Source organism: Capillibacterium thermochitinicola, assembly GCF_013664685.1.
GTDB lineage: Bacteria > Bacillota > UBA4882 > UBA10575 > UBA10575 > Capillibacterium > Capillibacterium thermochitinicola.
On sequence record NZ_JAAKDE010000001.1, the window covers coordinates 34654 to 60460 of the forward strand.

Genomic DNA, 25807 nt, shown 5'->3' on the forward strand with positions numbered 1-25807 from the left:
CATTTTTTTTGCTCCTCATCCGAAACAGCCAGCATTTTAACGGGGTAGGCCGCATAAAAATTGAGGGTAAAGAGGTGTTCCCATGGGTAAAGGTCTTTTCCGGGTACGGATGAAACCTTGGTGCTGGTTGCTTTGGGGTGGAGGACTCCTCCTTTTGCTGTTGGTCGGCGGGCGGCTGGGGGTGGAATTGCCCGTCGGTGGCGGTTACCGCCGGGTGGAACGCTATCCACCCCTTGTTTATCTGCCGCCGGTTGTGCCACCGCCCCGGATTAATGCCGGGGCGGCGATCCTGGTCGAAGCGGTCAGCGGGATGATTCTGTACGCCAAGAACGAGCACGAGCGGAAAGCTCCGGCCAGTACCACGAAGATTATGACCGCCATTGTTGCTCTGGAGAAAGGAAACCTCCAGGATGTGGTGACAGTGAGCCCCCGGGCGGCGCGGACCGGCGGATCCAGCCTCGGGCTGAGAGCGGGGGAGAGGATCGTCTTAGGGGAGCTCCTGGAAGGGGTGATGTTACGTTCGGCCAATGACGGGAGCGTGGCACTGGCTGAACATATCGGCGGTTCGGAACAGAATTTTGCCAGGCTCATGAATATGAAAGCCAAGGAGATTGGGGCGTTAAACACTAATTTCTGCAATGCCCATGGCTTGACCGCACCCAACCATTATAGTACCGCTTTTGATTTGGCGCTAATGACCAGGTATGGTTTTAGCCTCCCGGAGTTTGTCCGGCTGGTTGGAACCAGGGAAGAAGCGGTCGAATGGTATCAGGGGACCAAGACCAGGCAGGTGCGGAATACCAACCGCTTGCTGTGGTCCTTTGCCGGCGCGGATGGGGTGAAAACCGGGACGACCAACCGGGCCGGCTACTGTCTGGTGGCCTCGGCAACCCGTGACGGACGGCGGTTTATTGCCGTGGTTTTAAACAGTCCGGACCGCTGGGGAGAGGCCGCCCGGTTACTGGAATACGGCTTTAACAATTTCTCCCTTAAGCTTCTGGCGAAGGCGGAAACGCCGGCGGTAAAGGTTGCTGTCCCGCAGGGGTATCCGCCGGAGGTCGCGCTTTATCCCCGCCGGGACCTGATGGTGGTGCTTCCCAAGGGGAAAGAGGGAGAAGGCCAGTGCCGCGTCCACTTGGATCCGGCTGCGTTGCGCTTGCCGGTCAAAGCCGGGGCCACCATCGGGCGGCTTAGTTTTTACTTCCAAGGCCAAGAGGTGGACTGGGTTGAGTTGTACCCGCGGGAGCGGATCCGGCGCGATTTCTGGTGGCGACGTTTATGGAGGAGGCAATAGGATGGAACGGCTCGGACGGATGCTGGTGATCGCCTTTATTTACATTGGGACCGTCGTGGGGGCCGGTTTTGCCTCCGGGCAGGAGATCTGGTTTTTTTTCTCCCGTTACCAGGAATACGGCACCTGGGGACTGCTCCTGTCCGGGGTCATCTTCGCTGTTTTGGGCGTGAAAGCCATGGAGTGGGGGAGAAGGATCGGCGCCGGATCCTACCGGGATTTCTTCGCCGGGGTTGTCGGACGGCAATACGCCTTCTTCTGTGACCTGATGCTGACGGTTTTTTTGTTTCTCCTGATCGGGATTATGTTGGCGGGCGCCGGGGCGGTGACGGCCGCTTTTGGTTGGGGTAGGGCGTTGGGGACTTGGGTCGCCGTATTTGGCGCCATGGTGGCGCTCATTAAACCCCTGACTGGTCTCAAAGGAGTAAATAGCCTGGTGGTACCCCTGCTGTGCCTGACGGGATGGGTGCTTAATCTGGGTGGGGTGGGGGTAGCCGCGCCACCGGCACCGGTCAAACTGCCGGGAGGCTGGTTTTGGGCTGCGCTGCAGTACAGCGCCTACAATTTAATCTTGGCCCTGCCGGTTTTGGTTACCCTTTACCGTCTGGAGCCGGACCCAAGGTTGCTCATGGGCGGAGGGTTGCTGGGCGGGTTCGGCCTCGGAATTCTGGCCTGTCTGTTTCATCTGGTGTTGAAAAGATTCGATTTTGCGGCCATCGATCTCCCCATCCTTTTCCTGACCAGAAAATGGCGGTGGGGGTGGCCGTTTTTTTATTCCCTTGTTCTCTGGGGTGAACTCTTTACCAGTCTGGTGGCAAATGCCTACGGACTGGTTTCCCGGTTCCGTCTGGAGGAAGACCGGGCCTATCTCTGGAAACTGGCCTTTATCCTGCTCTTGGCGGTCGTGATCAGCCGCTTTGGTTTTGCCCGGCTCCTGCAAAAAGTGTATCCGTTTTACGGCTGCTTTGCTTTGACCATCCTGCTTCCTTTGGCGTTTCGCCGACTGCCCCGGCCCAAGGAAGAGGCGGAGAAAACCCGAAAAAGACGGTTTTTTGATCGAAGAGAAGTCGACATAAATAAAAGGGAAAGACTGTTATAATGAAAGGGTTGATTAAGCGGTAAAACTCGTCGGATAGGAGTGGGGTCGATGAAAAGGGCAAAGCAAAGCAAAGAAGAAAAGGCGTTGACCTTCTGGCTGTTGGCTTTACTCCTTTATTTGGCTCTCGCCCAATTCGTCCTCGGCAGCGGGGTGGGGGGTCCAATCCGTCTTAATTATCTGTTTTTGTTTATTGTGGTGATGCTGGCCAGCCCCAGGCCGGCTGTGCTGACCGGTGTCACGCTGAGCTTGCTCTTCCTCCTGGCCGATTACGCCTTGGGACAAGCCAAGCCGTGGCACCTCCCCTGGATCGGGGGGAGTAGTTTATTAATGGCCTTCCTTCCGATTTACGGCAAAGGGCGGATGGTACCGGCTGTGGTGTTGCCGACGGCGGTCTGCGCCGTTCTGTGGCGGCAGGCACCCGAACTGTGGGCCGATTTGGGCCAAGGGCTTTTGGCCCTTGTGGCTTTCTTGGTCATTCCCACTACGACCATCGGGCGTTGGGAGAAACGCTTCACGGCTGGACTGGCGGGCGTGGCGGCCGACAATAAAAAGCGTGTCCTTTGGGCGGAAACAGCGGCCCGCCTGCGGGGACTGGGCGCCTTCTTCCGGGAGCTGGGCCGGACCTTCAAGCCGGTACCGTCCGAGGAAGCCGGTGCCGGGAAGGAAGAAGCCTTCGCCGTCTTTCAGGAGATTGCCGACCAGAACTGTCACTCTTGTTCTAAATATGATTTCTGCTGGAAGGAGCGGTTTTACCAAACCTACCGGGAGCTCTTCACCTTGCTTGGTTGGGTGGAGATGGGAGTTAAAGTCAATCTTTCGCACCTGAAGGGGCATTTGGCGGAGGAATGCGTGAAGAAAGAAACCCTCCTGACCACGGTCAATCTGGTAATGGAGCAGGAACGGACCGGCCATTATTGGCGCCGCCGTTATGCCGAGGCCCAATTCTTCCTGGCGGAACGTTTAACCGGGGTGGCCGGGATTTTGAACCAGATGGCGGAAACAGCCGCCATCAATCTGGATTATGCTCCGGAAAGCGAACAAAAACTGAGCCGTGCTTTACGGAAAGCGGGAGTGGCCGGGGCCCAAATCAGCATCGTGCCCGGGGGAAATTACGGGCGGACCCGCCTGCTGGTGGAGAAGCGACCGTGTGGCGGGGCCCAGGAATGCCGTTTGGTGGTTGCTCCTCTGCTGGCGAAAACCTTGGGCTGGCGGTTGGCGGTTACCAGTGGTGAATGCGGCCGGGAGGGGGAGGGCCGCTGCCACTTTTGTCTGGCTCCGGAGCCGGAGTATGAAGTACATTCCGCAGTGGTGCAAGTGCCGAAGAAAGGAAACCAGGTGTCCGGTGATTCGCAACGGATGCGGATAATCCGGGAAGATCTCTTTTTAGCGATGCTCAGTGACGGGATGGGGGTGGGGACGGCCGCCGCCCGGATTAGCCGCGCGGCAATTAAGTTAATGGAGGAGATGTTGACGGCCGGGTTTGAAAAAAGTTTTGCCCTGCAAAGTTTGAACTCCCTATTGCTGTTGGCCACCCCCGAAGAGGAGTTTACCACGCTGGATCTTTTGTTGTTTGACCGGATCACGGGTGGAGTAGAGCTTTTTAAAGTCGGCTCGGCCCCGACTTATGTCAAAAAAGGCCGGGAGGTGCAGGTGATCCGTTCCGCTTCCTTGCCGATGGGGATTGTACCGCGGGTCGACCCCGAATATTACCGGGACTTTTTGGACGACGGCGATCTGGTGGTGATGGTGAGCGACGGGGCGGCTTCGCTGAGCGCATCCAAGGAAGACTGGATCCTGAAGGCCTTAAAACGGAGCAATGAAACCGCGGCGGAACCGCTCAGCCAGTATCTGCTGGAACTGGCCTGGATTGAAGCGAACGGAGAAATTGATGATGACCTGTCGATTATCGTTTTGCAAATTGCGGCCGGCGGGCGCCGGGCCAAATAATGCGAATTATCGGGATTTATGGCTTTTAGAGTGGTTTATCGCGAGTATATCGTCGGTTTATTGTTGATTTTATAATAAACGATTATAATAATCATCTTTTATACAAACTTTAACAGGATAATGCGGAGGCAATGCGAAACTTATTGGGGGAAAAGACGTTTCTTTAAATGAAGGTGAAGGAATGGACACCTTTGAAAAGCGAGTGTTGGCAACGATCCAACGCTACCGGATGTTTTCCGCCGGCGAAAAGATTCTGGTGGCGGTTTCCGGTGGTGTTGACTCGATGGTCCTCCTGACCGTGCTAATGCGCCTGCCGCTCCAGTTAAAGTTGGCGGTTTTCCATATGAACCACGGGCTGCGCCCGGAGGCTGCGGCGGAGGAGGCAATGGTGGCCCGTTACGCCGCCGCCCATGGTCTGCCTTGTTATACGGCCCGTCCGGCCTTTGACCTTTTAACCGCGAAAGGAGGCAATTCTTTGCAGGTGGCGGCCCGCCAGGAGCGCTACCGTTTGCTGGCGCTTGCCGCCGAACAGCACGGCTACGGAAAAATCGCCTTGGGCCACCATGCCGATGACCAGGTGGAAACGGTTTTGATGCGGTTTTTGGCCGGGGCGGGGCCGGAGGGATTGGCCGGAATCCCGCCGGTGCGGGACCGTTATGTCCGGCCATTGATCGAAGTCGGGCGGGAAGAGATATTGGCTTATGCGCGGGGGCTAAACCTGCCTTGGGCGGAAGATGCTTCCAACCAAAAGCCGGTTTATCTCCGTAACCGTCTGCGCCATCAATTGCTTCCTTATCTTGAAGAGGAATATCAGCCGGGCCTCCGAGGAAGGTTAAGAGAGACCGCCGTAATTTGCCGCGAATGGGTTGAAGTCGGCACCGCCCTTGGGAGGGAGGCCTTGGTGCGCTGGGGGCTAATCCAACCGGACGGACGGTTAACCCCCAATCACAACGGGGGTTATTTGGTACCGGCCGCGGCCTGGCGGGAGTTGTTCCCCGCCGTCCGAAGGTTCCTCTTTCGTTGGCTTTTTTTTTCATTGGCCAAGACCGATTCTTACTTGGAGTTTGTCCATTCCGAAGCTTTTGTCGGGCTCATTGACGCGCCGGAGGGGAAGCGGATTGACCTGCCCGGCGGGTTAATGGCGTTTAAAGAGAACCAGGCGATCTGGCTTGGACCGGCCAACGCAATTGTGTCCGTCCGTGGTGAAGAAGACGGGCGGGCGCAATGGGAACCGCTGGCGTTGGCGGTTCCCGGTGTAACGGTTTTACCGGCCCACACTGGTGAGGTTGAATGCCGGTTGCTGACGGTGGAAGCGCTCCCGGCCGACTGGAATGCGGTGGTACCGAACGAATTTTATTTCGATGCCGACCAGCTGGTTTTCCCCCTTTACGTGCGGCCGCGGAAGCCGGGGGACCGTTTCCAACCCTTTGGTCTGGCCGGGAGCAAGAAAGTGAAAGACCTGCTGATCAATGCGAAGATCCCCCGGCATGAGCGGTGGGCTTATCCAATTTTGGTTGACGGAAAAGACCGGATTTTAGGGGTAATGGGGCTGCGCCCGGCGGAGTGGGGGAGGATCACCGCCGCGAGCCGGCGGGTGCTTTATCTCCGCTACCGCCCGTACCGGTAGTGTTGTCGAAAAGAAACGGCTATGGTATAATTTAACCTATGACATTTTTCACCTCGAGAGGGGGCTTATCTTTGCGATTTGCTAGGGAGTTAGTCTTTTATCTAGTCTTAGTCTCAATTTCCTTATTTGTTTTGTGGACTTTTTTCGGCGCAAATAACAACGTGGAAACTTGGACATGGGATCAATTCCTGGCCCGGGTTGAACAGGGAGTTGTCCTCAAGGTTACTGTTTATACCGACGGCCAGATTGAAGGTAAATATTCGGCCAATGGGAAAGAAGTCAGGGATTTTGTAGCGCAAGGGCCCAGTCCTACCTTGGCTCCGGAGGTTTATGAAGTTCCGCTGAGCCGGGCGGGGGTGGAACGGACCTACCGGCAAAAGACCGAACCATGGTGGTCCATGATCGTTCCCAACCTGTTACCGATCCTAATCTTTGTCGGTTTGTGGTTTTTCCTGATCAACCAGATGCAAAGTTCCGGGAATAAGGCAATCTCGTTTGGGAAAAACCGGGCCCGTCTTTATACGGCGGAGAATAAAACCAAGGTTACTTTCGAAGATGTGGCCGGCGCCGATGAGGCCAAAGAAGAATTGGCTGAGATTGTTGAGTTTTTGAAACAACCCCGGCGTTTTACCGAACTGGGAGCGCGGATTCCCAAGGGGGTCCTTTTGGTCGGACCGCCGGGAACTGGTAAGACTTTGCTATCCAAGGCGGTGGCCGGGGAGGCCGGCGTACCTTTCTTCAGTATCAGCGGTTCCGACTTTGTGGAGATGTTTGTCGGCGTGGGGGCCTCCCGCGTCCGTGACCTTTTTGAAAGCGCGAAGAAGAATGCCCCTTGTATTGTCTTTATTGACGAGATCGACGCGGTCGGCCGTCAACGGGGAGCAGGGCTTGGCGGAGGCCACGACGAAAGGGAGCAGACCTTAAACCAACTCCTTGTGGAGATGGACGGGTTTGAACCGAACGAAGGCATTATCATTTTGGCGGCCACCAACCGTCCCGATGTTTTAGATCCGGCTTTGCTCCGGCCCGGGCGCTTCGACCGCCAGGTGGTTCTGGATATCCCCGATATCAGGGGCCGGGAAGAGATCTTGAAGGTCCACGCCAAGGGGAAGAAGCTGGATCCGTCCATTGATTATAAAGTCTTGGCCCGGCGGACACCCGGGTTTACCGGAGCCGATCTGGCCAATACGTTGAACGAAGCCGCGTTACTTGCGGCCCGCAAAAATCAGAAGATGATTACCATGGAAGATTGCGAGGAAGCGATCGAGCGCGTGATCGCGGGGCCGGAACGGAAAAGCCGGATTATGAGCGAAAAAGAACGGGAATTAACGGCTTACCATGAAGCGGGCCACGCGTTGGTCGGCCACTACCTGCCGACCGTCGACCCGATTCACAAAGTCTCCATTATTCCCCGGGGACAGGCCGGCGGTTATACCTTAGCCTTGCCTTTGGAAGATAAAAATTATGCGACGCGGACCGAACTAATGGAAAATATCGTGTTTTTACTTGGCGGCCGGGTCGCGGAGGCGATCGCACTGGGCGAGATCAGTACCGGTGCCCGCAATGACCTGGAACGGGCAACCAAGCTGGTGCGGAAGATGATTATGGAGTACGGGATGAGCGACGAGTTAGGCCCGATGACCTTTGGGCACGGCCACGAGGAACTGGTTTTTCTTGGGCGTGATATCTCCAGGGACAGAAACTACAGTGAAGAAGTGGCCGCCAGTATCGACCGGGAGATGCGTTTGCTGATCGACCAGGCCTATAAGCGGGCGGAAGAGATCATCACCACCCACCGGGAGGAGTTGGACCGGGTCGCCCGTGCGCTTCTGGAAAAAGAAACGCTGGAAGGGGCGGAGTTTGAAGCTTTGTTGCGCGGAGAGGAACTGCCGGCCGCAAAAAGCAAAGAGGAAAGTAACCTGGCTGACCAAGGGACGGGTGACTCCCGGGACGAAGCAGGCAGTTCCAGTCAGACCAAACCCGAACCCGATAAAACTACAGAAACTGAAGAAAGAGCTCAGTCCGGAGAAGGGGAAGAGCCCAGGGACTGAGGTTAGTTTTGGCGGGAAGCGTGTAAAAGGAGGGGGTTTGCATGCAACTTTTCTCTGACCCGAAAGCCCGGCCCGGACTGGCCCAAAAGCTGGTGGTGACGGCGGTGGCAGTTATTTTCTTCGGGCAGTTAACCCTTTACTTGACGTCGCGACGGTGGCTAAACGGGACGGAAAAGTTTCTCCGCACCCCGACCAACATTTTGTTGTTGGGCGTTGACGCGCCGAACTATAACGAGCAGGGTGAACTTGAACGGCCGCGGACCGACACCATGCTTTTTCTGGCCGTCCGTCCAGAGCAGGGACGGGCCGCGCTTTTCTCAATCCCCCGCGACAGTTTGATTGAGATTCCCGGGGTCGGGATGGAACGGCTTAACATGGCCCATGTTCATGGTGGTTATGAGCTCACCAAATCCTTGGTGGAAAAGATCATGGAGATGCCGGTGGACCGGTACTTGATGGTTGATTTCCAAAGCTTTGGGGAGATCGTGGATCTGGTGGGCGGGGTTGAGGTCACCGTGGATAAAAGAATGCTTTACGAGGACCGCAGTGCCGGTTTTAGAATTGATCTGCAGCCGGGCCGCCAAAAACTCACCGGGAACCAGGCCTTGGGGTTCGTGCGCTTCCGCCGCGATGCCCTGGGTGATATTACCAGGACCCGTCGTCAACAACAGTTCCTGGCGGCGCTGGCGCAAAAACTGCAAGAGAAGGAGACGTTCCTTCGGTTACTGGGGCGTCTCCCGGATCTAATTCGGATCGGCCGGGACTACGTCCAGACCGATCTACAGTTTTCCGAACTGCTTGGGTTGTATTTATTCTTTAAAGACTTGGATCTGGGGGAAAATTTGCAGACATGGACTCTGCCCGGGGAGTTTTCCGGGCCTTACTGGCGCTTGCACCCGCGGGAGATTGAACATATGACCCAGGCTTACCGTTAAGAGACCCTGGTGCCAGTTGGAAACGAATCTAGAATGTAATAGTTGCCTTGACAGAAGACTAGTAAAGACCAGAAAGCGATACAGCATCAATTGTGGAGTGGGATGACAGCATGAAAATCGATCTTATTTTTGCCGCCGGCAGTAGAGGGCGGCGGGACTTTCACGGGAAAACGGTGGTCGTGATTGATGTTTTACGGGCGACCAGTACGATTGTGACGGCGTTGACCAACGGGTGCCTCGCCCTTTATCCGGTGGCCGATCCGGGGACGGCCGCCCTGTTCCGGAGAAAACTGGGGTCCGATTGTTTGACCGGTGGTGAACGCCAAGGGCTGAAAATTCCCGGTTTTGATCTGGGAAACTCCCCACTGGAATACACGGCGGAAACCGTCGCCGGCCAAAGGATTATCTTGACAACCACCAACGGGACCCAAGCCATGCTTGAAGCGGAACACGCCGCGGAGATTTTGATCGCTTCCTTTCTTAATGCCGGACGAACCAGTACTTATTTGGCGGACAAAGCGGAAGTGGTCTTTTTTTGTGCTGGGACCAAAGGGGAACCGGGTTTGGAAGATTTGCTCTGTGCCGGGTTGATGACCGAACGGCTCTTGGCCAGTGGGGTAGAGGCGGAGCTGACCGACGCCGCCCGGATCGGTTTGGTGGCTTACCGGCATCTTATGGGCCGGCCCGAAGCGGACCCGGTTGCCGTTTTGCACCAGGCGCAGCACGCGAGAGGCTTAGTCGCACTGGGTTTTAGTGATGATATTACTTATTGTGCGCAGATTGATTCCCGTCCCTGTGTGGTTCGTTTCCGGGACGGGCGGATTACCTTGCTCCCGGAGGCCAACACCGCGTCCGAGGCATAGCAAAACCGCCGTCTGTCTTAGCGGCTTGGGAAAGGCACGCTGCACGGACGGCGGTTATTTTTTTAGGGTGGCATCGAATATTTAATTAACGGATGTTTCCATTGCCCTACTGCCATAGATGACCACTTGGTTGCGGCCTTGATTTTTGGCTTGGTAAAGGGCGGTATCGGCTTTGGCGAAGACCTTGTCAAAGCCGGTGTCGTCAAGGGCGATCCCGCAACTGATCGTGATGGAAAACTCCTCGCCCGTGGCGGTCCAGAATTTATAAGCGGCCACTTCCTTCCGGATTTGCTCGCCCAAGTTGTAAAGCTCTTCCATACTGGAATTCAAGTCGAGCATGATGAACTCTTCCCCGCCGTAACGAACGGCAATTCGGCCGGGGGAGGTATGTTTGGACAGGATCGTAGCCAGTTTTTTCAGGACCATGTCACCGGTGGTATGACCATAGGTATCATTGACCACTTTGAAATGGTCGAGATCAAAGATCAGGCAGCCCAGTCGATTGCTGGTGCTATCTTCGACAATAGAAAGGAAAATGTTGAGGTAGTTACGATTGTACAAGCCGGTGAGCGAATCGTGCCAGGCCATTAACTTTGTTTCTTTGTGCAGACGGGTGTTTTCCAAGGCTAAGCTGATCTGGTTGGCAATGATCATTAACTGTTCCTGTTGCTCCTGGTCAAAGGAGAAGGTTTGGGCGCTGGTGACCAGGATCACCCCTAATTTGTTGTTCTTGGTGGAAAGGGGGATTGTGATCAAAGAATGAATATTGTGCTCGGCCCAGAAATTGCGCTCGGCAAAGGAGGCGTCTTTTTCATTATGGATAGCCTGGCTTTTAATCGTCAACGCCACCAGACTGTCTTTCCTCTGGACAAACTCGGGCAGGTCCGGCGGAAGTTGTTTTCCGGAATAAGCGGCAAGCCGAATGGTATTGTCTTTATCCAGACTAAAAATAGCGCAGCTATAACTGCCCACGATCCCTTGGATAATATCGGTGATCCGGGTGAGCAGGTTGGTTTCGTCCATCTCTTCCAGCAGGAATTGCTGGATCAGGGTTAGGGTATAGGAAAAGGCGTATTTCTCCTCGAGATTGGCGTGGGTGAGGTAAGTCTCTTTTAAAGCGGCTTCTTTCTCCGCCAACATTTGCTCCAGATGCCGGGAGAGCCGAAAGTCGGATTTGGCATAGAAATAGGCAAAGACCCCGACGAAAACGAGCGAAAAGAAGGCGGAACCGACAATAAAACCGTAAAAGACCGGATCCATACCGTAGATGGGGGCCAGGATCCGGTAGTTCGGCCATAAGAGCGCTACATTGATGCCGAAACCGATCAGGGAAAGCAAGGTCAGGTAATGGGTTTCACCGGGAATAAACTCACGTACAGATAGAAAGATCAGGAAGAAATAAAGGACGATCAGATAGTTCACGGAGAAAAAACCCAGATAATAAATGAAAGAGGCCGTGGCCACATCAAGGAGGTCCATGAGCCAAAAAAAGCGGGGCAGGAGTTGGCGCTTGTAAAGGATCTCCTTTACCACCAAGGCCACAAAGGAAAAAAGAAGGACAAAAGTTAAATAAGGCCGGAGGGAGTAAGGATAAGGACTGGTTTGGCCGAAGGTAAGGAGGCACACCAACGCGAGAAATAGTAAGCTGGTTAGTTGGTGTAACTTTAGGTTAATTTTGAGCCGGAGTTGGGTCTTGCCGTTATTATGTTGTAACATTATTAATCATCCTTAAAGCGCTTATTAAGTCTTTCCGGAGCAATCGGCGCGATAATGATGGTCCGTCTTGATGGTTAAAATCGGTTTAATCGTAACGGTTTAAAATTACACAGGAGTTAATGCTGGGTAACATTTAAGTTAAAGATCGGACGGTTGAAATGGAAAAATGGCCTTGGCCTTTAATAATATCTTCAATATCAATTTCGGCACAGTACTAAATGTTCTTTAGGGTTATTCCGAAAGAAAGACAAGGAACGGAGGTGTTGGGATGGGTTTATCACAGAAAGCAACGAAAACCGCCGGAGACGGGGCCACGCTTTGGCTGGTCGTGGATGAACGAGGGGAAAAATATTTGTTTGAGCCCCTTGGCCTGACCCAACCACCGAAAGAGAAGATCTTCCTCGAAATTCTCCGCGAACTACGGCAGACCATCCAGACGCCGCTGCGTTTGGCCACTGCTTGGCCGGTCTTTACCTACCGGGGAATTGAAAAGTGTGGGGACGAGACGGGGCTTGTATTGGTCTATGATGAGGAACTGTGGGCCAATTGGGAAGCGAAGGGGCAGGTCCTGCCGCCGTCCGCGGTCGCCGCGGTCGCCCAGGAGCTGCTATCCATGGTGCCGACCTCCGACGAAGGGACTCCGGAGTTTATCCCGTTCTATCCAGGGGATCTGGTTCCGTTGGGGGACGGACGTTGGGGGCTTTTGGACCCCCGGGTGCAGTATTTGCTGGCCCCGTACCGGGCCGGCGGTGAACAGCGTTCCTTTTATGAGGCGCCGGAGGTTATTGCCGGGGGGCCCCGGACGCCCGCGGCCTACCTTTACACTTTAGGGCTGACCCTTTTTTACCTGGCGACGGGGGAATTTCCTTTTCCCGTTCATGACCGGCGGGAGACGGTCACGGCGATGCTCCGGGAAGATCCCCCGGATCCCCGTTACTTTCAACCGCAGATCGGGGGCGGCTTAGCGGAGTTCCTTCTCAAATTGCTCAGCCGGAACCCGCAGGACCGGCCGGATGTGCCGGCCAGCCAGGCTGCGCTTCAACAAGCCATGGCTGCGGGGACCCTGGTGGCGAAACCGGAGGAAGCCACCCGCTTCCGAGCGGAAGCGGAAACAGTGAGGGCCAAAACGGCGCGGAAAAGACAGTGGTACTGGCGTTGGCAACATTACAAATGGCCGGTGGCGGCGGTCCTCGGTTTGGTCCTGATTGTATTTTTACTTCTCCGCGGGGGTGGTTATGAGGAGAAGATTACACCCGCCACCACGCCGGAGGAGGTGGTGGCGGTCTTTTACGACGGGTTGGCCCGGCTTGATCCGCTCCAAATGGAAGAGGCCTTGGCCAAAGGAGTGGGGCGCGAGTTTATCGACATGGTCTCCGTGCTGCATGTTACGGGTAAGATTCGTGAAGCCTATGAAAGGATCACCGACCCCTTCCTCGACCTGACGGCGCTGACCATTGTGGAAGCAGAGGCATCAACCGCTGAACGTCCCGTTTTTACCGCCGTTTACCGTCTGCGGATCCGGCAAGGCGATATCTGGATTAACCAGGAACGGCGCGACCGGTTGGTGCTGGAAAAGCATAAGATGAAGTGGCAGATTATCCTGCTCGACTCGGCGGTCCTGGCCGAAGAGCGTACGCCGGTACCCGGTTCCGTGCCGCCGGGTGTACTTGACATCTCCAATGAGGTAAGATAAAATCATAGAATCCAGCAAAATATGGGAAAACAAGTCTATGTTTGGCAGGAGGATAACAGTGAAAGAATTAGCCGAAATTTTACTGACCCCGGAAGATATTGCCCGGCGCGTCCAAGAGCTGGGCGCGGAGATTACCAGGGATTACCAAGGGAAAGAGTTGGTGGTGATTGGAATCTTAAAGGGGGCGCTTCCGTTTATGGCGGACCTGATCCGGCAGATCAAAGTCCCTTTAAGATATGATCTGATGGCGGTCTCCAGCTATGGGGATTCAACCCGGACTTCCGGTGCGGTTCAGATTTTGAAGGATATTGAAATGGGGCTGGAAGACCAACATGTTCTGGTGGTGGAGGATATTATCGACACCGGGCTGACCCTTAAGTATTTGGTCAGCAACCTCCAAGCGCGTTGTCCGGCCAGCCTAAAGATCTGTACGTTACTGGATAAGCCCAGCCGCCGTGAGGTCGACATCCACCCGGATTACAACGGGTTTGTCATCCCCGATCATTTTGTGGTGGGTTATGGCTTGGACTATGCGGAGCGTTTTCGGGAGCTGCCGATGATTGGGATCCTCAAACCGGAGGTCTATACGGGAAAATAAACCTCCGGCCCGACCAGTATGATCCCGGCGACGATGGGGAGAATACGAAGGGACATACTTTGGAAGGGAGGTTAAGCGGTGGCCAAATCCAAAATGCAAGAGGTTGTGGACGGAATTTACGTGGAACCGGTGCCAATTACCGTTGGTGATGAGGTTAAACTGAAATATAAGGGGATCCTGGCGACAGCCGGGGCGAAAAGCATTTACCTCCATACCGGCTATGGCTTCGACCAGTGGACCGACGTGCAGGATATTAAAATGAAAAAAGGGCGGGACGGCAGTTGGTCCGCCTCGCTGGTCGTCAACAACCCAACGCGATTGAATTTCTGTTTCCACGACGGAGCCGACCATTGGGATAATAACTACGGCCGGAATTGGAGTTATGACATCCATGACGGCGAATTAACCGACTGAAAGAAGGCCTGTAAAAGGCCTTTTTTTCATAATATTTGGTAGAAAGAAGGGAAGTCGTGCTGGGAAAGGCAGGATTTTATTTTTAACCGTAGAAATTTGATCAATTATAACATGTGGGAGGAGGGGGAAGGTGGCCAAAATTCTTGTGATCGACGATTCCCCACTCTTCAGGCTCTTATTGAAGGAAATTCTGATCCACGCCGGTAACGAGTGTTTTGACGCAGCAACGGTTACCGAAGGCTTGGCGCTTTTTTTTAAAGAAGAACCCGATTTGGTGATTAAAGATTTGATCATCGGCGATGCCGACCCCGTAGAAGTGATTAAAGAATTTAAGAAGTACAATCCCAAGGTGAAAATTGTGGTTTGCAGTACAGCGACGCAGAAAGGCCTGATCTACAAAGCGATTCGAGCCGGAGCTCAGGATTTTCTGATTAAACCCTTTCATACCGATGAAGTTACCAAAACAGTCCAGCGCTTACTGGCGAACTAACTACCAGATCTTTGCGGAAGGGAATTGGACGGTCAACCCGAAAATACTTAAATACGGTAGTGCGTGCAAGTAAAGACGGAGCAGGTTGATCTTAGCAATCTTTATAGCAACACCCATCCCGCGTGGGTAAACAAAGGAGTAATGGACATGGCAAAAAAACATCCCGGTTTTTATTTGGTATTACTGATTATTATCCAAATCCTGCTGGTATTTTCCTTGCACTTGCTCGCGAGGGGCGCGGCTCCGCCCGGAGAACCCCTTACTTTTTCCGGGCGTTTTACGCTGGTGGATGGGGACGGGAACGGGATCCCGGATCACCTCGGCTATTTCCTGCCCTTACCCGCGTCCCGGCCCGACGTGGTCTGGGTCTGCGGTGAACTCCAGGCCATGATTGACCAGCAATGGCGGACCATCGACTACACCGCCCGGTCCTTTACCCAAACCAGCGGCGAAGCGGCCCTGTATTTTTACGGCGGAGAGTTGCGCCGCCTGCGGGTGAATGGTCCTTTCCGTATTTTAATTGAGATTAGGGGGGTTAATCTGCACGCCTCGGGCGTGGGCGGTGTTTCCGCCGTATACCATTATGACCAATTTGAAGCCGCCGATGCCGTCCTGACCAACCAGGGGCCTTTTTCCACCGCCCAGATCAAAAAGGTCATTTACACATGGGCGAGCGAGAACGGAATCCAGTTGGGCCCCCTGCAGACGGTGACCTTCGCCTTTGACCGTTGGCGTTTTGATTTTGGCGGCGTTGACGGCGGGTACGGCAAACGGGTGTGGTACGCACCGACCGGTGAGATCAACTGGACAATTCAGTAGAACTGGTATTGCTTATTGCCTACAAAAAAGGATCCGGCTTGCCCGGATCTTTTGTCTTCCTGAACTGGGGATAATTAGGGTGAAAGACCGGTAAAAGCAGGGACAAAAGAAAGGCCAGGTAAGATTAAAGGTTGAGGAAAGTGGGGCAATGTGAGATAATGCGGGCAAGGAAAATTCGTTAGGAACGGTTCAGGGTTTGGAAAAGGAGGAGAGGCGATGGATCTATTCAGTGCGGCGCGGGAAACCCAACGGAAGAAGGAGGCTCCCTTGGCGACGCGGATGCGGCCGGAACGTTTTGAGGATTTCATCGGCCAGCAGGAGATTGTTGGCCCCAACCGTTTACTGCGCCGGGCGATCGAAGCCGACCGGATCACTTCGATGATCTTTTACGGGCCGCCGGGGACCGGCAAAACAACGCTGGCTTTTCTGATCGCCAAATATACGAAAGCCCATTTTGAGACGGTGAACGCCGTTTCGACCGGTGTCACGGAGCTGAGAAAGCTGATTAAGGAAGCGGAAGAGCGTTACGCCTTGCATGGGAAACGGACCATTGTCTTTATTGATGAGATCCACCGGTTCAATAAAGGACAACAGGATGCGCTGTTGCCGGCGGTGGAAGACGGGACCATTATTTTGCTGGGCGCGACCACCGAAAATCCCTACTATGAGGTGAATACTCCTCTCTTGTCCCGTTCCCGGATTTTTCGCCTGCGGCCGTTGACCGACGATGAGATGAAGCAAGTGATTGCCCGCGCCCTGCAGGACCGGGAGAAGGGATTGGGCGACCTCCAGGTGGAACTGGAACCTGCGGCTTTGGAACATCTGGTCCGGGTGGCCGAGGGTGATGCGCGGCTGGCTTTAAATGGTTTGGAGCTGGCGGCGCTGACGACCGAACCGGGTCCGGACGGAAAGCGGGTGCTCACGGCGGAGATTATTGCCGATTCGGTGCAACAGAAGGTGATCCGCTATGACAAGCAAGGCGATAACCATTACGATACGATCTCTGCTTTTATTAAATCGATCCGGGGTTCCGATCCGGACGCCGCCCTTTTTTACCTGGCACGGATGTTGAAAGCGGGGGAAGACCCGAAATTTATCGCCCGGCGAATGATTATCCTGGCCGCCGAGGATATCGGCAACGCCGACCCCCAAGGGTTATTGGTGGCGGTTGCCGCCGCGCAGGCCGTGGAGATGGTCGGGTTACCGGAAGCCCGGATTCCCATGGCCCAGGCGGCGGTCTATCTGGCGACCGCGCCCAAGTCCAATGCTTGTTATCTGGGGATTGACCGTGCTTCCGCTGATGTGGACACGGTCAGCCAGGGGACGATTCCGCTGCATCTTCGGGACGCCAGCCATCCCGGCTCCCGCCAGATGGGGCACGGCCAGGGCTATCTCTACCCCCATGCTTTTCCCGGACATTATGTCCGCCAAGAATACTTGCCCCCTGAGCTGAAAGGGCGTCGTTACTATGAGCCGACGACCGAAGGCTATGAGCGGGAGATTAAAGCCCGGATAGAAAAATGGCGCACTGGGGGAGAATAAGGGTGAGGAGCCAAAAATTTTTTTGAAGTTCAATCTTGACAAAGCCCGACTCTTTTTGCTATAATTTTCTTTCTTGACAATAATGGACAAACTGTGCTATACTTTATTTATGGTAAAGAAGAAGGATGGTGAACAGGTTTGTCCAGGCAAGAAACGAATGTTTTAGAAAAGATCCGGAAGGATATGGACAGCTTTGTTGGCCAAGAGGTCAGTATTAAAGCGAACACGGGACGCAAGAAGGTTTTCCAGGTCAATGGCATTCTGGAACAGACCTATCCCAAAGTTTTCGTAGTGAGGTTCCGGGAACGGCAGGTTGAACGGAGAGTATCTTATAGTTATGCCGATCTACTTACGGAGGCTGTGGAAATAACCATCGGAGATACCCGGATTGGCGTACAGACAAATTAAAGCCCGTTTTCACCCGTCTTCCTTATGGAAGGCGGGTTTTATTTTTTTTGGTTTAAAAACCGGGGACGGCGGAAAAGAAAAGGAGCCAAGATCGAAAAGGTTTCGCCGCTGCTGACAGGAGGTGGGCCCGGGGTGTCGAACTTACTTATACCTAGACTAAAGACAGGGGCAACCGACGGAGGATGAGCAAGCTATGAACAGGCGGATGGTTGGATTGGGGTTGATCCTTGGTGTTCTGCTCTTGTTGCCGCCAAGGCCGGTGGCCGGTGAGCCCTCGGCTCTGCTTGTCCTGACCGTTAAGTTAAGCTTGGCGCCACCCGTGACCCTCCGTTGCCGGGGACCGGTGACCCTTTACTCCCTGCCGGAGAAGGGCTTGGCCTTGGCCCCCCCGCTGTCGAACGCCCCTTGGCGAGAAGTGTACGGCGGTACCATCCGCCACCAACTGACTTGGCGGGTCGAGCTGGTCGGGGGACGGATTCTCCTTGCGTCGGAACAGGGCGATTTGTTGACCACTGATTTGCCTTTGCTGCTGTGGAGTAACGACGGGAGTGGCTTTGAGCTGGACGGAGCCGTCTATCCGGGAGCGCTGGTTATTTGGCCGGCGGATGGACTGCTGTTCTTTAATGAAGTCAGCTTGGAGGATTACGTCTGCGGTGTTTTGGGGAGCGAAGCCTATGCCGGTTGGCCTATGGAAGCATTGAAGGCAAACGCGGTGGCCATCCGGTCTTATACTTTATATAGTCTGGGGAAACACGAACATTATGACCTTTGCGATACCATCCATTGTCAGGTCTACCGGGGTCTGCCGCCGGAGACGGTTTACCGGACGGCGGTGCGGGAGACGGCCGGGGAGATCCTGTGTTGGCAAGGGGCGCCGATTAACGCCGTTTATCATTCGAGCAGCGGCGGGCGGACGAGGAACAACGAGGAGGTTTGGGCGGGAACGCCTCTGCCCTATTTGCGTTCGGTGGAAGATTTTGACCACGGCGGGAGAAACTACCAGTGGCCACAGGATTACCTTTTCAGTTGGGACGAGCTGACCCAGTCCCTTGGCGTGGCGAGGGATCAGGAATTACGCCTGGTTCCGTTCTTCAATCCGGCCGGGGAACGCCTGGGCTTCTGGTTTTACAGTCACCTGACGGGAAAACAGTTGCGGAACGAAGAGTTAAGACGCCTGTTGTCCCTACCCAGCGCCAATTTTCGCATTTTTATCGATCCGGGGGAAACCGAAATCACGCAGGCGGTTACCTTGCCGCCGGGGACGAATCTCCTCTTTACCGGGAAAGGGGCCGGCCACGGGGTCGGGCTCAGTCAGTGGGGAGCGGCGGACATGGCCAGCCGGGGCTATTCTTACCGCCAAATTCTCCGGCATTATTATGGGCCGGAGGTTGTTTTGAGTTCTGCTGGTGGTCAGCTGCGCAGACAAAAGTCTGCGACCCAATAAAAATATTTTCTAGGTAAAATACTCAATCTCCGCCTGGGGGAAATAGTCTTTAATCTCAGCAGTAAACCAATTTTTCAAAGTTTCCAATTGCTCCGGAGGATAGAGGTATTTCCCATAGCCGTATTTTCCCCACTTCAACTTGCGGTTTTTTTCGTCCATCTCCAACTTGGTCCGGGGAAACCGCTCTAAAATTACTTTTTTGGCCCGGGCGGTAAAACGGTGGGAGATCAATTCAAAGCTGAGGCTGGGCGGACGGTGGGGCCGGAGCCAATCGGCCAGGTCTTTCAGTAAGCGACGGTAGTCGGCCTGCCAGTTTTCGTAAAGGAACAAAGGGGCAATAATAAAACCCAAGGGGTAGCCGGCTGCGGCCATTTTACCGGCGGCGGTTAACCTTTCGTGCAGCGGAGCGGTCTTCGCTTCGAAGGTTTCAATGACATAGGCCGAGTTGATACTGAAGCGAAACTTGGTATGTCCTTGATGTTCGAGGTCGAGGAGGCTATCGACGTTGGCAAACTTGCTGACCACCCGGAGCCGGCCATAATCCTGGCGACCGAAGAAGGTGATGGTCTTACGCAGAGAGCCGGTTAAGTGCTCAACCGCAAGGGGGTCGGCGGTGCTGGCGGCTTCAAAACTTGTAATGTTTGGGCGGTTTTTGTCGATGTATGATTTGACGGCTGCCAAGATCTCATCGACATTGACATAGACCCGGATGTAAGGTTTACGCCCCAGCGTGGTGGCTAGATAGCAGTATTGGCACCCCCCCGGGCAACCGGTCCCGAGGGCGAATTCGTAATCAGCGGAGGGTCGGCAGGAATCGAGTTTAAGGGATTTTTTCACGCCCACCACCAGAGTCTGTTTGGCTTCGCGGTAGGCGATTTGGGGTGTTTCCCCGGGGATCCCGAGGACGCGGTTGTGGGAAGGGGTAATCCGGCAGGGAATCCCTCGCGCGACCATCAGTTCGTAAAGCTTCCGGCCTAAAGGATAGTCCAGGGCGCCCGGTTCAAAAAAAACCAGTTTTGGCATAAAAAGTTCCATCGTCGTTATTCCATCCTTATTTTTGTCTATAGTCTTTACGAATGGGCAAGGAACATACGGCCCTGTGCCTGGGAAACGGCCTAATCCTTGTTTAAGTTTTGCGCATACGTTCTGCTAAGGTTACATAGAGATCCAAACGAGAAAACTTAATTTAGGAAAGTAGCGAACCGATTGAGGTGATTCGATTGAGTGGTGCAAATTGGCGGGAGGCGTTAATTGCCGAGGTTAAACCGGAGCGTTACCGTTATGACGAGCCGCTGGCCGGTTATACTTCATTTCGGATTGGCGGACCGGCGGATCTGCTGGTTGAAGTAAACACCCGCGCGGAGCTGGCCAATTTAATCAGCTACTGCGAACGGGCGGGAATACCCTGGTTTTTTTTAGGGCGGGGGAGCAATGTTTTGGTCGATGATGCCGGTTTTCGCGGGGTGGTGCTGCGGTTCGGACCGGATTTTGCCCGGATTAAGGTGGAAGGCACTTGCCTGCGGGCCGGAGCGGCCGCTCCCCTGGCCCTGGTGGCGGAGGCGGCCGCCCGCCACAGCTTGAGCGGGCTTGAGTTTGCGTCGGGAATCCCCGGTTCCCTCGGGGGCGGGATTTACATGAATGCCGGGTCTTACGGAGGCGAGATGAAAGATGTGGTGATCTCCGCGGAAGTTTACCGGCCCCGCACCGGGTTTACCATTTTAAGCCGGGAAGAATTGAAGTTCGGTTACCGGAGCAGCGTTTTGCAAGAGTTGGGCGGAATTTTAGTGGAGGCGCTTTTACAGTTGACCCCGGGGGACGAGGCGGTGATCCGGAACCGGATGAAGGAGCTCAACGCGCAGCGACGGGCGAAGCAACCTTTGGAGTACCCAAGTGCCGGGAGTGTCTTTAAAAGACCGGAAGGGGCTTTTGCCGGGAAGTTGATCGAAGAGGCCGGACTCAAAGGATACCGGATCGGCCAGGCTCAGGTCTCGCCGAAACACGCCGGTTTCATTGTCAATTTGGGTGGGGCCACCGCCCGGGATGTCTTGGCCCTGATCAAGGAGGTCCAAACCGTTGTTTTTGAGCGGACCGGTTACCGGTTGGAACCGGAGATTCGGATCCTTTGCCGGGAATAAATCCCAGCAGGAGAGGGTTGAACGGGGCACGAAGTAAGGGGGACGGAGGGATCGAACGTGAAACGAAGCAAGCTATCTCTATTCTTGCTCCTATTGCTCGTGATTGCCGTGCTGGCCAGTCCCGCTTTGCAGGGTAAGACCGGAAAACCCGAACCGGACCGGGTCATCCCCGGTGATTATGATGTGTGGAGTGTGGATTGGGCCCCGGACGGCCGGATCGCGTTCTCCGGGAAACAGGAGGGGGAGTCGGGTACCGCGACGCGGATCTGGCTCTACCGGCCCGAGCAGGCAAAACCGGTCCTATGGACGGGAACGGGAAGTCTGGTTGATTCGTCGCCCAAATGGGCCCCGGACGGCAGCGGAGTCGTGATGGTGCGGAAAACGGTCCCGACGCCGGAGCGGCGGGAATTTACCACCGGGATCTGGTGGAAAGAGTACCCTTCCGGTGCCGGCTTGCGCCTTACTTCCGGTCCCCAGGACCGCGACCCGGACTGGGCACCGTCAGGGGAGACCCTTGTGTTTGTCCGGGGGGATGGTCTGTATAACTCTTCCCTCTTGACGATCCAAAAAAACGGGCTGGGCCTTACGACCTTGGTGGCCAATGTGCAAGGTTTTATCGCCACCCCCCACTGGGGGAAGGACGACAAGATTTACTATACACTGCTTCGGCAACGGAAAACCGTGGTGGAAGTGGCCGGCCAGCGGTTCGAATGTTGGGGTCTTGACCGCGGGAGCATTTGGGTTTATGATTTAAGGACGGGCGAGAACCGGCCTTTTTTGGATAATGGGGATGATAACCGGCATCCGGTGTTGTCTCCTGATGGCCGTTACCTGGCTTACATTTCGAGCAACGGGCAACCGCCGGTGGAAGAACGGGTGGTGCGGGACCGGGGGAGTCTGTTTGTCTATGATCTGGCCAGTGGGACCCGGTTCCGGGTTTGGGACGGCGTCAGTTTAAACGGCGGGCCGCCCTGCTGGAGCCCGGATGGGACGAAACTTGCCTTTTTCAGTTTCCGCGATAACCGGCCGGCGGTGTGGAGTCTTAAATGGAAGGAACACGCCCAAGCCGAGACCACCAGCCGGTAATGTTCCGTTACAAAAATAGGACTTGCGTAAACCACAGTTGAACCGAAATCGTTAACCTGTGGTTCTTTTCATATTTGGGGTTTCGTGTATAATAGGGGGTAACGGAAAGAGATGTTTACCGATTTTAAGTATACGGCAGACCGGCCGGCCTATCTTCAACTCAAAGAGTACCTGAAAGAACAGATCCTGAGCGGCCTCATCCAGGCCGGAGAGCGGCTTCCCGCCACCCGGGAACTGGCTTCCACCATTCGCTTGGGCCGGAACACCGTGATCCAGGCTTACCAGGATCTGGAGGAGGAAGGTTTTATTGAAACGGTTCCGGGGCAAGGTTCTTTCGTCAGTGCCGTCGTTGTTGAGGCGGGGACAACAACCCGGATCCCCTGGGACCAGCTGACCACCCCCTACGCCGCCAGTGCGGTCCAGTTGGACATTGAAAAGTCCGAGTTGAAATGGGAACGGGGGATGATCTCTTTTAAGAGTATCGCTCCCGACGGGAACTTGTTCCCCACCGAGGATTTTAAACGGGCTTTTCTCCACCGCTTTGCCTTGGAGGGGGAGAAGCTTCTCAACTACGGTTATGCCCAAGGTTACCGGCCGCTCTTGGAGTACTTGGCCAATTATCTGAAGCAAAAAGGGGTGGACCCGGAAGGGAAAGCGATTCTGGTCACCAACGGCTTCACCGAAGGTTTAAATGTGGTTCTGGCCGGAATCTGCGCCCCGGGGGACGGGATCGTCACGGAGAACCCCACCCATAATACGGCGCTTAAGATCTTTAAACTGCGCAACCTAAAGGTTTACGGGATACCCATGACTCCGGACGGCATCGACGTGGACGCCTTGGCCGCAACCCTGGCTGCCAAACCGGTGAAAGCGGGTTTTCTGATTCCTTCCTACCACAACCCGACCGGGTTGGTGATGCCCCCGGCCAAACGCCAGGCGGTACTGGAGGTCTTTGCCCGCCACCGGGTCCCGATTATCGAGGATGGTTTTAATGAAGAACTCCGCTACTCCGGGGCCCACGTGGCGCCCCTGCTGGCGCTGGCCGGGAAGGGGAACAATGTGGTTTACATCGGCAGTTTTTCGAAGATTCTTTTTCCCGGGTTGCGCTTGGGGTGGGTGGTGGCCGACCGGGCACTCATCGCTACCCTGGAGAGCATTAAAAGGAGTATGAATATCCACACCAGTTTTTTAGACCAAGCGCTGCTCTATGAGTACCTGCAAAACGGTTCTTTCGAAAAATACTTGCGCCGGGCCCGGAAGGTTTACCGCCAGCGGCATGAAGCGGCGATCCGGCTGGCTTCGGCTTTGATTCCCCACCGGCGGATCTGGGGGGAGGGCGGACTGCATATCTTTGTCGAATTGGCGCCCCAGATCAACGCCCGTGCGGTTTTGGCCGCCTGTTACCGGCGGGGGGTCCTGTTTATGCCGGGGGATCTTTTTTATACCGACGGTGGCGGGGCCAACACCCTGCGGTTGGGGATCGGCCGGGTGACCGAAGAAGAAATGGCGCAAGGATTCAAAATTATTGGAGAGGTAGTTTCCATGTTGGAGGGGGAGAAAAGTGCGTCAATTTAAGAAATCGAGCAAACTTGATCATGTCTGTTATGATATCCGTGGTCCGGTGATGGATGAAGCGAAGCGTTTGGAAGCGGCCGGTTATGATATTTTGAAGTTGAACATCGGCAACCCGGCGCCCTTCGGGTTCGACGCTCCGGAAGCGGTAATCCGGGAGGTCCGGGCGAACTTGCACCGGGCCCAGGGGTATACGGATTCCAAGGGGATTCTCCCGGCGCGCCTGGCCATCCAGGCCTATTGCCGGCAGAAAGGGATCAGGGGCGTAGAGCCGGACGATATTTATATCGGCAATGGGGTCAGCGAGCTGATCGTCAGCGCAATGCAGGGCTTGCTGGATGATGGCGATGAGATTTTGATCCCGGCCCCCGACTATCCGCTCTGGACCGCGGCGGTCAACCTGGCGGGCGGAGTTGCCGTCCACTATCTCTGCGACGAGCAGTCCAATTGGTATCCGGATCTGAAGGATATCAAACGGAAGATCACGCCCCGGACCAAAGGGATCGTGGTGATTAACCCCAACAACCCGACGGGGGCGGTGTATCCCCGGGCGATCCTGGAGCAGATCGTGGAGATGGCGGCGGCCCATGAACTGATCGTCTTTGCCGACGAGATCTACGACCGCATTCTTTACGACGGGGCGGAACATATCGCCCTGGCTTCCCTCTCCGATGACGTGGTTTTTGTGACGATGAACGGCCTTTCCAAGTCGCAACGGATCGCGGGTTACCGGGTGGGGTGGATGGTGGTGAGCGGCAAAAAAGCGGCCGCCAAGGGCTATATCGAAGGCCTCAATATGCTGGCTTCGATGCGGTTGTGCAGTAATGTTCCGGCCCAGTATGCGATCCCTGCCGCTTTAAGCGGGGAGAACAGTATTGCGGACCTGACGAAGCCGGGTGGGCGTCTTTACAACCAGATGGAATTTGCCTGGCGGCGGATCAACGAGATTCCCGGTCTTTCTTGTGTGCGGCCGACGGGGGCCTTTTACCTCTTCCCCAAAGTCGATGTGGCCCGTTTTGGGATCAGCGATGACCAGCAGTTTGTGAAGGACTTTTTGACCGCGGAAAAGGTGCTGCTGGTCCAAGGGACCGGTTTTAACTGGCCCAAGCCCGACCATTTCCGGGTGGTCCTGCTCCCGGAGATTGCCACTTTGAGTTCGGCCCTGGACCGCTTGGAAAAATTCCTAAGCACCTACCGCCAGCAAGGGCAGGTAATGAAAAAGGTGGTCTGACGGCGGAAAGCGGAAAAAGAAAAAGAAGGCGATAAAATTGTACCCCGGAGTAATCCGGGGTTTTTTTTGTGTTGGTGGTCAAAACGGTAACGACTTGCCAAAGATTTTGTGCATTAATACCGGCCGACGGGTATACATATTGACTAAAGTCCGGGAGAGGAGTAAAATTATTCTTGACTGACCGTTCGGTCGAGAGGGGGAAAAAGATGGTAAGGATTGATGAACGTTCCCGGGAGATGGTTCCGGAGACGAAAGACCGGATTCTCGAGGCGGCGCTGGCCGTTTTTGGCGAGAAAGGTTACCATAATGCAACGATGGCGGAGATCGCGGAGGCGGCGGCGGTCGGCAAAGGAACGCTTTACTGGTATTTCCCCAGTAAAGAAAAGCTCTTTTCCGGGATGATCGACCACGGGCTCGGTCTGCTCGAGCGAAACTTGATGGCGATTATCACCGACCGGACGCTGTCCTTTCCCAGTTTGTTCAAGCGGATTGTCGGCTACTATTTGGAGTTTGCGTATACCCACCGCCACTTGGCGCGGATCTTTTTAAACAGCATGCACAGTCTGGATGGTAACGGGGAGATCCAGGACCAGTTTCTTCAGCTCCACAACCGGTTTAACAAGTTGAACAGCGAGTTAATCCAGCGGGGCCGGCAAGAAGGATTTTTACGCCCGGATCTCGAGTTGGAAAGGGTGGAGACGGTGCTGGCCGGGCTGCTTTCGGGCTTTATCGGCCGGTGTATTCTCATCGAGGGTGACCACCAGCTGGCGGAGGAGACCGATTTTATGTACGACTGTTTCCTTAACGGGCTGGGCGCCAGGTAAAAAGGGAACGCCACCGCAAGCG

General features: G+C 55.1%; 22 protein-coding genes. 20 read left to right on the plus strand and 2 right to left on the minus strand.

Annotated features, from left to right (window positions below; translation table 11 throughout):
* Positions 1-82 precede the first annotated feature (82 nt).
* From G5B42_RS00180 to G5B42_RS00210, 7 genes are all read left to right on the plus strand, one after another.
* On the plus strand, positions 83-1294 hold the full coding sequence (locus G5B42_RS00180) for a D-alanyl-D-alanine carboxypeptidase family protein (protein ID WP_181338424.1): 1212 nt from the start codon (positions 83-85) through the stop codon (positions 1292-1294).
* Between the two features lies 1 nt (position 1295).
* On the plus strand, positions 1296-2390 hold the full coding sequence (locus G5B42_RS00185; RefSeq protein WP_181338425.1) for a YkvI family membrane protein: 1095 nt from the start codon (positions 1296-1298) through the stop codon (positions 2388-2390).
* Between the two features lie 48 nt (positions 2391-2438).
* Positions 2439-4337 (plus strand): SpoIIE family protein phosphatase, encoded by a 1899-nt coding sequence (locus tag G5B42_RS00190; RefSeq protein ID WP_181338426.1) that lies wholly within the window; start codon positions 2439-2441, stop codon positions 4335-4337.
* A gap of 181 nt (positions 4338-4518) precedes the next feature.
* A complete protein-coding gene (gene tilS / locus G5B42_RS00195; RefSeq protein ID WP_181338427.1) occupies positions 4519-5964 on the plus strand; it encodes a tRNA lysidine(34) synthetase TilS in 1446 nt (481 codons plus the stop codon).
* Between the two features lie 38 nt (positions 5965-6002).
* On the plus strand, positions 6003-8015 hold the full coding sequence (gene ftsH / locus G5B42_RS00200; protein ID WP_181338428.1) for an ATP-dependent zinc metalloprotease FtsH: 2013 nt from the start codon (positions 6003-6005) through the stop codon (positions 8013-8015).
* Between the two features lie 41 nt (positions 8016-8056).
* A complete protein-coding gene (locus tag G5B42_RS00205) occupies positions 8057-8950 on the plus strand; it encodes an LCP family protein (protein ID WP_181338429.1) in 894 nt (297 codons plus the stop codon).
* Between the two features lie 110 nt (positions 8951-9060).
* Entirely contained in the window at positions 9061-9813 is a 753-nt protein-coding gene (locus G5B42_RS00210) for a 2-phosphosulfolactate phosphatase (RefSeq protein ID WP_181338430.1), read from the plus strand.
* Positions 9814-9894: 81 nt separating this feature from the next.
* On the opposite strand, the gene G5B42_RS00215 is transcribed toward G5B42_RS00210, so the two are convergent.
* Positions 9895-11529: a sensor domain-containing diguanylate cyclase gene (locus G5B42_RS00215; protein WP_181338431.1), complete on the minus strand. Its 1635-nt coding sequence runs from the start codon at positions 11527-11529 to the stop codon at positions 9895-9897.
* A gap of 268 nt (positions 11530-11797) precedes the next feature.
* Between G5B42_RS00215 and G5B42_RS00220 the strand changes: the two genes are divergently transcribed.
* The 8 genes from G5B42_RS00220 (at position 11798) to G5B42_RS00255 (ending at position 18937) form a co-directional block, all read left to right on the plus strand.
* Entirely contained in the window at positions 11798-13222 is a 1425-nt protein-coding gene (locus G5B42_RS00220) for a serine/threonine-protein kinase (RefSeq protein WP_181338432.1), read from the plus strand.
* Positions 13223-13259: 37 nt separating this feature from the next.
* A complete protein-coding gene (gene hpt / locus G5B42_RS00225) occupies positions 13260-13820 on the plus strand; it encodes a hypoxanthine phosphoribosyltransferase (RefSeq protein WP_181338433.1) in 561 nt (186 codons plus the stop codon).
* Positions 13821-13898: 78 nt separating this feature from the next.
* Positions 13899-14234, plus strand: coding sequence for a carbohydrate-binding protein (locus tag G5B42_RS00230; RefSeq protein ID WP_331273990.1), 336 nt, complete (start codon positions 13899-13901; stop codon positions 14232-14234).
* 130 nt (positions 14235-14364) lie between these two features.
* Entirely contained in the window at positions 14365-14724 is a 360-nt protein-coding gene (locus tag G5B42_RS00235) for a response regulator (RefSeq protein ID WP_181338434.1), read from the plus strand.
* 147 nt (positions 14725-14871) lie between these two features.
* Positions 14872-15543, plus strand: coding sequence for a hypothetical protein (locus G5B42_RS00240; protein WP_181338435.1), 672 nt, complete (start codon positions 14872-14874; stop codon positions 15541-15543).
* A 216-nt stretch (positions 15544-15759) separates the two neighbouring features.
* Positions 15760-17085: a replication-associated recombination protein A gene (locus G5B42_RS00245; RefSeq protein ID WP_181338436.1), complete on the plus strand. Its 1326-nt coding sequence runs from the start codon at positions 15760-15762 to the stop codon at positions 17083-17085.
* Between the two features lie 138 nt (positions 17086-17223).
* Entirely contained in the window at positions 17224-17493 is a 270-nt protein-coding gene (locus G5B42_RS00250; RefSeq protein ID WP_231133092.1) for a Veg family protein, read from the plus strand.
* 193 nt (positions 17494-17686) lie between these two features.
* On the plus strand, positions 17687-18937 hold the full coding sequence (locus G5B42_RS00255; protein ID WP_181338437.1) for a SpoIID/LytB domain-containing protein: 1251 nt from the start codon (positions 17687-17689) through the stop codon (positions 18935-18937).
* 9 nt (positions 18938-18946) lie between these two features.
* On the opposite strand, the gene splB is transcribed toward G5B42_RS00255, so the two are convergent.
* Positions 18947-19972 (minus strand): spore photoproduct lyase, encoded by a 1026-nt coding sequence (gene splB, locus G5B42_RS00260; protein WP_181338438.1) that lies wholly within the window; start codon positions 19970-19972, stop codon positions 18947-18949.
* 215 nt (positions 19973-20187) lie between these two features.
* On the opposite strand from splB, the gene murB reads away from it, so the two are divergent.
* From murB to G5B42_RS00285, 5 genes are all read left to right on the plus strand, one after another.
* The gene (gene murB, locus G5B42_RS00265) at positions 20188-21072 is read left to right on the plus strand and encodes a UDP-N-acetylmuramate dehydrogenase (protein WP_181338544.1); all 885 of its coding nucleotides are present in this window, start codon (positions 20188-20190) and stop codon (positions 21070-21072) included.
* 57 nt (positions 21073-21129) lie between these two features.
* Positions 21130-22158 (plus strand): TolB-like translocation protein, encoded by a 1029-nt coding sequence (locus tag G5B42_RS00270; protein ID WP_181338439.1) that lies wholly within the window; start codon positions 21130-21132, stop codon positions 22156-22158.
* A gap of 111 nt (positions 22159-22269) precedes the next feature.
* On the plus strand, positions 22270-23733 hold the full coding sequence (gene pdxR / locus G5B42_RS00275; protein WP_181338440.1) for a MocR-like pyridoxine biosynthesis transcription factor PdxR: 1464 nt from the start codon (positions 22270-22272) through the stop codon (positions 23731-23733).
* Positions 23720-24961 (plus strand): pyridoxal phosphate-dependent aminotransferase, encoded by a 1242-nt coding sequence (locus G5B42_RS00280; RefSeq protein WP_181338441.1) that lies wholly within the window; start codon positions 23720-23722, stop codon positions 24959-24961. Before pdxR ends, G5B42_RS00280 begins: the two co-directional genes overlap by 14 nt.
* Before the next feature lie 206 nt (positions 24962-25167).
* Positions 25168-25785 carry a TetR/AcrR family transcriptional regulator gene (locus G5B42_RS00285; protein ID WP_181338442.1) on the plus strand — a complete coding sequence of 206 codons (618 nt, stop codon included), beginning with the start codon at positions 25168-25170 and terminating at the stop codon, positions 25783-25785.
* Positions 25786-25807 lie beyond the last annotated feature (22 nt).

Excerpts from the sequence above, each read along its gene's own strand:
- G5B42_RS00180 (WP_181338424.1), top strand. The coding sequence starts at position 83 with ATGGGTAAAGGTCTTTTCCGGGTACGGATGAAACCTTGGTGCTGGTTG.
- G5B42_RS00185 (WP_181338425.1), top strand. The coding sequence starts at position 1,296 with ATGGAACGGCTCGGACGGATGCTGGTGATCGCCTTTATTTACATTGGG.
- G5B42_RS00190 (WP_181338426.1), top strand. The coding sequence starts at position 2,439 with ATGAAAAGGGCAAAGCAAAGCAAAGAAGAAAAGGCGTTGACCTTCTGG.
- tilS (WP_181338427.1), top strand. The coding sequence starts at position 4,519 with ATGGACACCTTTGAAAAGCGAGTGTTGGCAACGATCCAACGCTACCGG.
- ftsH (WP_181338428.1), top strand. The coding sequence starts at position 6,003 with ATGACATTTTTCACCTCGAGAGGGGGCTTATCTTTGCGATTTGCTAGG.
- G5B42_RS00205 (WP_181338429.1), top strand. The coding sequence starts at position 8,057 with ATGCAACTTTTCTCTGACCCGAAAGCCCGGCCCGGACTGGCCCAAAAG.
- G5B42_RS00210 (WP_181338430.1), top strand. The coding sequence starts at position 9,061 with ATGAAAATCGATCTTATTTTTGCCGCCGGCAGTAGAGGGCGGCGGGAC.
- G5B42_RS00215 (WP_181338431.1), bottom strand. The coding sequence starts at position 11,529 with ATGTTACAACATAATAACGGCAAGACCCAACTCCGGCTCAAAATTAAC.
- G5B42_RS00220 (WP_181338432.1), top strand. The coding sequence starts at position 11,798 with ATGGGTTTATCACAGAAAGCAACGAAAACCGCCGGAGACGGGGCCACG.
- hpt (WP_181338433.1), top strand. The coding sequence starts at position 13,260 with ATGTTTGGCAGGAGGATAACAGTGAAAGAATTAGCCGAAATTTTACTG.
- G5B42_RS00240 (WP_181338435.1), top strand. The coding sequence starts at position 14,872 with ATGGCAAAAAAACATCCCGGTTTTTATTTGGTATTACTGATTATTATC.
- G5B42_RS00245 (WP_181338436.1), top strand. The coding sequence starts at position 15,760 with ATGGATCTATTCAGTGCGGCGCGGGAAACCCAACGGAAGAAGGAGGCT.
- G5B42_RS00255 (WP_181338437.1), top strand. The coding sequence starts at position 17,687 with ATGAACAGGCGGATGGTTGGATTGGGGTTGATCCTTGGTGTTCTGCTC.
- splB (WP_181338438.1), bottom strand. The coding sequence starts at position 19,972 with ATGGAACTTTTTATGCCAAAACTGGTTTTTTTTGAACCGGGCGCCCTG.
- pdxR (WP_181338440.1), top strand. The coding sequence starts at position 22,270 with ATGTTTACCGATTTTAAGTATACGGCAGACCGGCCGGCCTATCTTCAA.
- G5B42_RS00285 (WP_181338442.1), top strand. The coding sequence starts at position 25,168 with ATGGTAAGGATTGATGAACGTTCCCGGGAGATGGTTCCGGAGACGAAA.